Source organism: Bacteroidota bacterium (assembly GCA_034723125.1).
GTDB lineage: Bacteria > Bacteroidota > Bacteroidia > CAILMK01 > JAAYUY01 > JAYEOP01.
Map to the genome: position 1 here is coordinate 1 of JAYEOP010000022.1, position 6,094 is coordinate 6,094.

Genomic DNA, 6,094 nt, shown 5'->3' on the forward strand with positions numbered 1-6,094 from the left:
GAAGACTGCGAACTGCCGACTTCTTTATTCGTTTATTCGGAATTTGACTGCTTACTGAAGACTGCGAACTGCCGACTTCTTTATTTGTTTATTCGGAATTTGACTGCTTACTGAAGACTGCCGACTTCTTTATTTGTTTATTCTAAATTTTCACTTCTTCTTTGTTTTTCATCAGCCCATAATTTGAGTTTTTTCTTCTTTTTTACCTCTTTTGTGTTTTCTCCTTGAGGAGAAATTATAAGGTAAAAACTCAAATTATTATATTGGAAATTTCAGGATTGGTAATTTGGCTATCTACTGTATATTGAGGAGTGCCGACTAAAAGCTAAAAGCTAAAAACTAAAAGCTAAAAAACTAAAACAGGAATTTGATTGCCGACTTTTTTATTTGTTTATTCGGAATTTGACTGCTTACTGAAGACTGCTTACTGAAGACTGCTTACTGAAGACTGCTTACTGAAGACTGCCGACTGAAGACTGCCGACTTCTTTATTCGTTTATTCACAACTTTCGAAGCGAAGCAAGTCCGTAGGATTAGTTTTTAACTTTTAACTCTAAGTACTTTAGGCACTCTAAGTACTTCTTCATTCCTCCTCCCATTCAAATTCAAACTCTTCTTCGGCTTTTTTCTTTTTTTCTTTTTTAAAGATATTATTGAATTCTTTCTTTTCTTTTTCCATGTTTTCTTTAAACTTCTTTCGTGATTCTACTTTGCTACGTTTAAATACAGGATCATCAATAGTTCCTGTCATGCTTACGTATAAATTCACACCACCTTTGCCAACATTTTCATCAAAATCAAGATCATTTTTATTGTAATCGTATTTTCCAAAAAATAAGTGTGATAGGTTTATTTTAAACATATAATCAATCTCGTTATTAAATTTATGCTCACCTGAAACTGACATAGAAAAAGCATTACTGTTGATATCCATTACAGGAATTGTTATTAATTTATTTGAAATCAATATTGTGTTTTGAATTTCATCAAATTCAATTCTTTTCATCTTTTTTATTTTTACAAATCCCAAAACTTTTGTTATAGGTTCGAAGTTAATAAGTTCCCCATTTTTAATTGAGAGGTCGGTAGTAACAAAAAGCTTATCAAGGTCAGGGGAGAGGTCAGGATTAAAAATTGAATTTAACTTTATTCTGGAATCAATTTTTCCGTGAATATTATTATGTGTAATAACGTCTTGTCCTAGATTATCAAGTTGTTTCAAAAGTTTGCTTATGTCTATTCCTTTTAAATCAATTATTCCATCTACGCTCAACTGATTTGATTTTTCTTCAAAGAGTCTTCCGTTTAATTCTACCATCCCATCAGCAGTTTCAAGCTTTAAATCGTCAAGTATAACTCCAGCTTCTGATAATGAAACTTTTCCTTTAATGTTTTTTGTTATCAAATTATTGTAAACAGCTTCTTTACAATTTATCAAAAGCTCAAATTTGATATTTTTGGGAATTACAAAGTTCATATTTTCAGTACTTTCTGTTGTTTTTTCTACTTGCTTAGGAGCTTCTTCCTCAGCTTTCAAAAAATCATCAATCTGTATATGTTTGCTATTAAATTTTGATTTAACAACAAGCTTTTCATCTTCTGAAAATAAATATGCAAGAAAATTTTTAGCAATACCATTAAGTTCAAAATGTGTGTTGGAGATATAACCTCTGTAATCCTTAATTATCAGGTCTTGACCGTTAAAATGAAAATTGCCTGAAATATCTTTATACTCAATGTCGCTATTTTCAAATTGAATATCAACTCTGTCAAATATTGCCCTTACTTTAACTGATGTTTTATCGTTTATTTTATTGTTTTTAATATCTTCAAGTTTCGCTTTCAACTTTGCATCTATAAAAACATCACCATTAAATTTTTTGATTCCTTTAAGATTTAAAAGATCGTTTAAATCACGCAAACTAATATTTGAAGATAATTTTGTTTCCAAAAGCGGATCATCAAAATCACTGATTTTAAAATTTCCAATAATTTCCTTCCTTCCGAGTTTGGTTGAAAACTTTGTTATTTCTGCATAAGAAGTTTTTAAATTATTGAGGTCTTCACTGTAAAATTTACCTTTTACCTGAATATGTTTAAGACTTTCATTACTTTCTTTTCTTTTTATTGAAGCTTTTTCAATAGCAAAATCAATATTTAATCCGGGTAGCTTTTTGTCAGAGTACTGTCCGTTTATACTACCGTTAAATAAAAATTCCCCCTCTGCTTCATAAGCTTGCAAGCTATCACTATATTTTTTAGGAACAAGATAAAGCAAATCAGAAATGCTTATTTCTTTACTTTCAATATTAATGTCTAATTCATAGTTATTTTCTAACTGCTGTTTTATTGTTCCATCCAACAGAATATTTAAATCATCTAAAGCAATATTGCTTTTTTTAATAAAATATGTATTTTTATCAATTTGAAATTCAGACTCAATGTCTAAGTGGTTTTTATCAATATATTTTACATTATCTATCAGCAAACTGTCAATAAAAGTTGTAGCCTTCATAGACATAGAATAATTATCACTTAAGAAATCGCCTTTAAAATCAATTTTTCTTAATTCAGCAGCGATTATCTGATTATCAAAATCATTTTTGTATTGAATATTAATATTATTAAACTGTATTTTTTGTAAATCCAACTTAATTGGTTTTGATTCTTTTTCTTCAACATCTATATCCCAGATGATATAGTTATTTTCATTTTTTTTATTAATTTTAAGATTTACTTTTCCATTATCAACAGATAATTTTTCAATTATGTATTCTTTTTTTAAAAATCCAATTAAATCCATTGAAAGATATATCTTTTCAATTTCAGCCAGATAATCGTTACCGAAGGCAGGTAGTTCTTTAACCTTCACGTTGTCAATAACAATTGATACTTTTGGAAAGCTTTTAAAAACGCCTAATTTTATATCGGATATTAATAATTCCGTTTTAATATTATTATTAATTTCCTGAATTACCATCTGTTTGATATCATCTTTTTTGGTAATTAAAATTACAGAAATAGCTACAGAGAATAATATGAGAATAGCTAAGAGAATAAGTAAAATACGTTTTAAAATTTTCATTGTTACTTTTTGTTGATTTAATAAATGCTATTTAAATAAAGAACCTCCCTAAAAATAATGCTACAAAATAACGTAGAGTGAAGTAAAATAATGCATTAATTTATTAACAAAAATAGTGGAGGTAGTTGAAAAAAATAATGCTGATGATGGGAATAGCAAAGAAAATGTAGGGATTTTCAATTTCACAATTAGCAGTAAGCAAGTCAGATTTCAAATCTGAAACAGATTGCTTTCGGATTCCAAATCCGAAAAAGCTGAGTAAAAGACATTTGTACTAAATGTTCAGGGGATTGCCACAGTCGCTACCGCTCCTTCGCAAATACGGTAGGTTGGGGTTTGGGAATTTTAAATAACCCGTCTTCGCTAAAGCTACGATAGGCCAAGCCAAATCACTCATTAACCCACCTTACTTACCATCAAAGAACTGCCGACTAATTTCTTTCAAATAAACGAATAAAGGAATAAACAAATCCACAACAAATATTATCTTTGTTGTAAAAAATAAACTTATGAATTGGATTATAATTCTTCTTTTAATTGGTATATTGTTGGTAATGGTTGAAGTGTTTTTTGTTCCGGGAACTACATTTGTAGGTATTGCAGGGGTTTTTTTTGCAGGGATTGGAATTTACCTTGCTTATAGCGAAAAAGGTAATACAACAGGACACATAGTGCTTGCAATAACACTCACTATTTTATTAGTTTCCATAATCATTGCAGTCAAAAGTGGTGTTTGGGATAAATTGTCAAACAAAGATATTCTTTTAGGAAAATCAAATTATTTTGAAGAAGATAGCATAAAAATAGGAGAGAAAGGAAAAGCTATTTCAGCATTACGTCCAATGGGTAAGGCAAGAATCAATGATATAAATTATGAAGTAAGAACTTTTGGTGAATATATTGAAAGTGAATCAAAAATAGAAATAATAAAAATAGTTGGTAATCAAATTACAGTAAAGCAAATTGAAATTGAAGAAAGCAATATAAATCCTTCTGAAGATTGAATAACCCTAACAAAAATAAAATTGAATTTTATCCTCAAAACACTTTAGAAAAACTTGGTTTTGAAGATGTTAAAAAATTAATACTAAAATCATGTATTAGCACGCTTGGTAAAGAAGCAGTTGAAAATATTTACGTTTCAATTAATGCGGATACTATAAATGTTTTATTAGCAGAGGTTAATGATTTTAATTACATAAATTATAAAAATCTGAACTTTCCAATTCTTGATTATCTGGATATTAGAGAATATTTAAAGATAATTAAAGTTGAAAACTCATACATTGAAACCAAAGAGCTTTATAATATTTTACTTGTACTTAATATTGTTGAACGAATATTAAAATTCATTATAAAAAACAAAGACGGAATTCCCAACCTTTTTAAGATAATTGAAAATGTGGAATTTATAAGTAGTGTTAAAGAAAAAATTAAAAATGTTTTAGAGGATGAATCAACAATAAAAAGCAATGCTTCTGCAAAATTAAATGAACTACGTTCAGAAATTACTAAGAAGGAAAAACAAATAATAACAAAGTTTAATAAAGTTTTAAGCAGTTGTAAAAAAAATGATTGGCTATCGGAAGATAGTGAAAGTATAAGAAAAGGTGAGAGGGTCTTATCTGTTAAATCAAAGTATAAAAGAAAAATCAAAGGGCTTATTTTTGATGTTTCTACAAGCGGTCAAACAACCTTTTTGGTACCTGAATCTGTTGTTGAGCTACGCAATGATTTATTCAATTTAAAGCAAGAAGAAAAGAGAGAGATAGTTAAAATTTTAAAAGAAGTTGCAAATGTTATTAGACCTTATATTGATGATATTTTAAATTATCAGAAAATGTTGGGGCAATTTGATTTAATAAGAGCAAAGTCCCTTTTTGGTAAAACAATAAATGGAAATATCCCCAAAGTAAAAATCGAAAATGGAACAAAACTTACTGATGCTTATCATCCTTTACTTCTTTTAAAAAATAAAATAAAAGGTTTAAAAACAGTACCACTAAGCATTTCCTTAAAAAACGGAACAAGAATTACAGTAATCAGTGGACCAAATGCAGGAGGGAAGTCGGTTTGTCTTAAAACCATAGGACTAACCCAACTTATGTTTCAAGCAGGGATACCAATTCCTGCAGACCCTAATTCGGAAATAGGAGTGTTTTCAAAATTATTTGTTGATATTGGAGATGAACAATCAATTGATAATGACTTAAGTACTTACAGTTCTCATTTGCACAACATGAATTATTTTTTACATAATTCGGATGAAAATACTTTGTTTTTATTTGACGAGTTTGGTGCAGGAACCGACCCTCAGATTGGTGGAATAATTGCGGAATCAATTCTTGAAAACCTAAACAATAGAAAAGGATACGGAGTGGTAACCACACATTATTCGAACTTAAAATTGTTTGCCTCAGAAACACAGGCTTTGCAAAATGCAGCAATGCGTTTTGATGTTGAAAAAATGATTCCAATTTATGAATTAGAACTTGGAGAACCAGGTAGTTCTTTCGCTTATGAAATTATTCAAAATATTGGTTTCCCAAAAAATTTACTGCAAAACCTTAAAACAAAAATCATAGACCAGCACCTTTCTCTTGATAAATTAATTATTAGTTTGCAAAAGGATAAAAAGAAAATTGATAAAAAGTTATCCGAAATACAAACAAAGGAAAATGAGACTAATAAACTACTTAACTTCAATAAAGAGTTAAAGCAAGAATTACAAGAAAAGAAATTAAAAATAATTGCTGATGCAAGAATAAAAGCAAATTTATATCTTGATAATGTTAACCGTAGATTTGAAAAAATTATTAAGGAATTATCACAAAAAAATAAAGGAGAAAAGAAAACTAACCTAAAAGAGATTAAGGACAAAATATATCAGGAAAAGAAAAATATTGATTCAGTACTAAAAAAACAGAAAGGTAAAAAAAGGAAGAAAACACTATTAGTAGCTGTTACAATTGGTGCAGAGGTACGAATACAAGGAAGCAACGAGACAGG

3 protein-coding genes are annotated in these 6,094 nt (G+C 28.7%); 2 read left to right on the forward strand and 1 reads right to left on the reverse strand.

The window, feature by feature from the left end; all coding sequences use genetic code 11:
• Positions 1-583 precede the first annotated feature (583 nt).
• Complete coding sequence (locus tag U9R42_00880; protein MEA3494569.1) at positions 584-3,085, reverse strand: AsmA-like C-terminal region-containing protein; 2,502 nt, start codon at positions 3,083-3,085, stop codon at positions 584-586.
• A 509-nt stretch (positions 3,086-3,594) separates the two neighbouring features.
• Between U9R42_00880 and U9R42_00885 the strand changes: the two genes are divergently transcribed.
• Both U9R42_00885 and U9R42_00890 read left to right on the forward strand, forming a co-directional pair.
• Entirely contained in the window at positions 3,595-4,089 is a 495-nt protein-coding gene (locus U9R42_00885; GenBank protein ID MEA3494570.1) for an NfeD family protein, read from the forward strand.
• Positions 4,086-6,094: hypothetical protein (locus tag U9R42_00890; protein MEA3494571.1), on the forward strand; the 2,009-nt coding region annotated here is incomplete at its 3' end. The genes U9R42_00885 and U9R42_00890, both read left to right, overlap by 4 nt.